The organism is Actinoalloteichus spitiensis RMV-1378, assembly GCF_000239155.1.
GTDB lineage: Bacteria > Actinomycetota > Actinomycetes > Mycobacteriales > Pseudonocardiaceae > Actinoalloteichus_B > Actinoalloteichus_B spitiensis.
The window spans coordinates 1-3,071 of record NZ_AGVX02000549.1 but is presented as its reverse complement, the minus strand read 5'-3'; the positions used below and the strand labels follow the sequence as shown (position 1 = coordinate 3,071).

The 3,071-nt window shown below is 71.0% G+C and carries 2 protein-coding genes and 1 pseudogene; 1 reads left to right on the top strand and 2 read right to left on the bottom strand.

All coding sequences use genetic code 11. The annotated features are described in order from the left end of the window. Positions 1–117: 117 nt before the first annotated feature. Positions 118–849 carry a phosphotransferase family protein gene (locus ACTIDRAF_RS30385; RefSeq protein WP_245533603.1) on the bottom strand — a complete coding sequence of 244 codons (732 nt, stop codon included), beginning with the start codon at positions 847–849 and terminating at the stop codon, positions 118–120. Between the two features lie 634 nt (positions 850–1,483). On the opposite strand from ACTIDRAF_RS30385, the gene ACTIDRAF_RS35415 reads away from it, so the two are divergent. Then, positions 1,484–2,050, top strand: a complete 567-nt coding sequence (locus tag ACTIDRAF_RS35415; RefSeq protein WP_016700779.1) for a PadR family transcriptional regulator — start codon at positions 1,484–1,486, stop codon at positions 2,048–2,050. Positions 2,051–2,245: 195 nt separating this feature from the next. Here the strand turns inward: ACTIDRAF_RS35415 and ACTIDRAF_RS30380 are convergent. Then, positions 2,246–3,071 (bottom strand): annotated as a pseudogene (locus ACTIDRAF_RS30380) (hypothetical protein); the annotation flags it as partial.

Here is a 3,071-nt window from a genome sequence, read left to right as displayed (position 1 = left end):
GCCCGACCTCCGCGCCCCGCCCGGCCCCGCCACCCCCGCCAGGACCAGAGCGGACAGTCGTCCCGGACGCCTCGGGACGCGGAGGTCACACCCCCCGCCCCCGGACACGAACCCGGCTCAGTCCACTCCGAACCACCGATCGGCCAGCGAGGGCAACGTCGGCTCCGCCGGCGCCGGCAACAACCGCAGGTAATTGGTCAGATTGCTGTAGACGTGCAGCAGCGTGTAGGCCAACAACCGCCGGGACAACGCGGAGTCCACCGCCGCCCGGTCCAGCCCGTACCCGGCCAGCAGCGCCGCGAACGCGCCCGGATCTCCCCGCGTCAGGAACACGCCCTCGGCGACGAACTCGTACTCCGCGGCTCCCCGCATCGCCGGTTCGAAATCGAACAGCCCCGACACCTCCCAGCCCGCCTCACCCGGGCGGACCAGCACGTGCTCGGCCATCACCTCCGTGTGCAACAACACCGGCCGCCCCGCCGGCAACGGCGTCGAGGCCAGGAAGTCCGGAATCTGCTCCACCCAGGCCTCCGGCAACTCCCGGGACCGCTGCCGCTCCACGCAACCCGCCCGCTGGGCGGCGACGAACTCCTCCCAGCACGGCGGCCCCAACACGTCCAGACCACGATGGTCCACCTCGTGCAGGGCGGCCAGCACGCCACCGACCCGGCCCGCCACCGACCGGCGTTCCGCCGGGGCCAACGACGGCCACACCGCACTCAACGGCCGACCCCGCAACCGGCTCATCAGCACATACGCCCACCCCTCACTGGACCCCACCCGATGCACCCGAGGAGTCTCCACCGGCAACCGACCCTCCACCAGGTCGAGGACCCCGGACTCCAACACCGCCTCCTCGGCATAGACCGGGGGGGGGACAGCTTGAGCACCAAGTCCTCCCCGACGGCGTACACCGGCAGCGACCCGTCGGAGAACCGGGTCAACTCCCCCTCGACCCCCAGACGGCGGCACAACCCCACCACGCCGGGCCGCAACCTGGCCTCGTCCTCGACCACCGCCTCGAACGCCGCCACCGTCGTCACATCAGGGAGGGAACCACCACGCAGCATGCGGATGACCGTAGCCAACGCGCCCCGCTCACCGCACCGCGTTTCCCCCAGCGCGCGCCGCAGGTGCCGGGCGGAGTACCCCGCGCCAGCGGCCACCTCCTCCGGAATACCCACCGCACCACCCGTGAACGCCACCGCTCACCGCACACCAACGAACCGGCGACCTCGGCACGCACCTGCTCGGACAACCCGCCACCACACACCCCGCCCGCCACACAGGACCAACGCGGCGGCCACGCTCGTCGCCACCCGCCACCGAACACACAACCAACCCAGAACCAGACAGCCAAAAAGCCCCGCACCGGCGGAAACCACCACAGCCACCCCCCAACAGCACCCGGGTGGCCACCGCTCACCACGCGACCCAACCTCTAACCTGAGCCCGGCCTCGAACAACGGCAGAGCGGAACGGCATGTCAGCGACACGACTCCTCGTACTCGGCGTAGTACGCCACTGCGGAACAGCACACGGCTACCGGGTACGAGCCGAACTACTCGCCTGGGGCGCCGAGGAATGGGCCAACATCAAATGGGGATCCCTCTACCACGCCCTCCGACAACTCGCCAAAGAAGGCCTGCTCACCGCCACCCCCGCCCCGGACACCCCCGGACGCACCGACTACTCCCTCACCACCACCGGAGAAACCGAGTTCCACCGCCTGCTCCGCGACGCCCTCCGACGACCAGAACACCGACCCGACACCCTCGGAGCCGCACTCGCCCTGCTCCCCGCCCTCACCAGGGAGAACGCCATCACCCTCCTCACCGAAAGACTGCGCACCCTGGAAACCGAACGCACCGAGAAAGCCAGGCTCGCCGAACTCGGCACGAACCCCGGCACCCAACACCTCCGCGAACTCCCCCTCCTGTGGGAACACACCGCACGCGGAGGCATGGAATGGACCCGGGGGCTCCTGCACCGCCTGCGCTCCGGCGCCTACGCCATGACCAACGACAACACCAACACCACCCCACCCTGAGGCGGGAGAGCGGACGCGCGCCGCGCCACCGGACCGGACGCCGGCACACGCCGCCCCCCTCACCCACCCGGGCCGATCCCACCGCCCGGAACTACGACGACCCGCGGAAGGGAATCCTCCCCCGCGACACCTCGTAACAACGGTTCAACTCCGCCACGAACCGCCTGACCCGAACCGCCAGAGCCCGCATCCCACTCACCTCCCCTCCTCCACCGACACGGCCCGCCCCACCGGCGCTGACCACCCCACCGCCCGCTCACCACGCCACACCAGGTCAGCCACCACCCCCACCACCAACACCACCCCGCACACCACGGCGAACAACCGCACCGCCGCCTCCAACGGCACCCACAACGCCAACGCCCCCACCCCGACCGCCGGCACACCCGCCCCCAGGTAGAACAGGACGTACAACGCCGAAGTCGTCCCCACCGACGCCGACCGGGGAGTCACCGACTCCACATCCGCCGTCGCCCCCCAGTACACGAACCCGTGCCCCACCCCAGCCGCCACCGCAGCGGCCCCCAACACCCACAACCCCGACTCCGCCACCGGCAACGCCAACCCCACCAAGCCACCCCCCAGCAACACCACACCCACCCGCTGCGCCACCACCGCCCCCAACCCCGGCGTCAACACCTGCGCCACGGCCGAACACGCCATCACCACCCCGATCACCAACCCCGACACCACCGGACTCGACACCCCGAACTCGCTCCGCAACAGATCCGGCACCAGCGCCAGGAACAACCCCACCACCGCCCACGCCACCCACCCGTTCACCCCGCCCACCACGAACGAACGCCGCACCACCCTGGGCACCCTCGGCCACGCCAACCGCCACCCCCGCAACGGCCCTGACCGCTCGGGAAGACGACGCACCAACCCCATCACCACCACCGTCGCCACCACGTGCACCGCGAACGACATCGACAACGGCGCCGGCGCGAACGAAGCCAACAACCCCGTCCCCAACGGCCCCACCGCCCCACCCACCACGAACACCACACCCGCCACCAAC

Excerpts from the sequence above, each read along its gene's own strand:
- ACTIDRAF_RS35415 (WP_016700779.1), top strand. The coding sequence starts at position 1,484 with ATGTCAGCGACACGACTCCTCGTACTCGGCGTAGTACGCCACTGCGGA.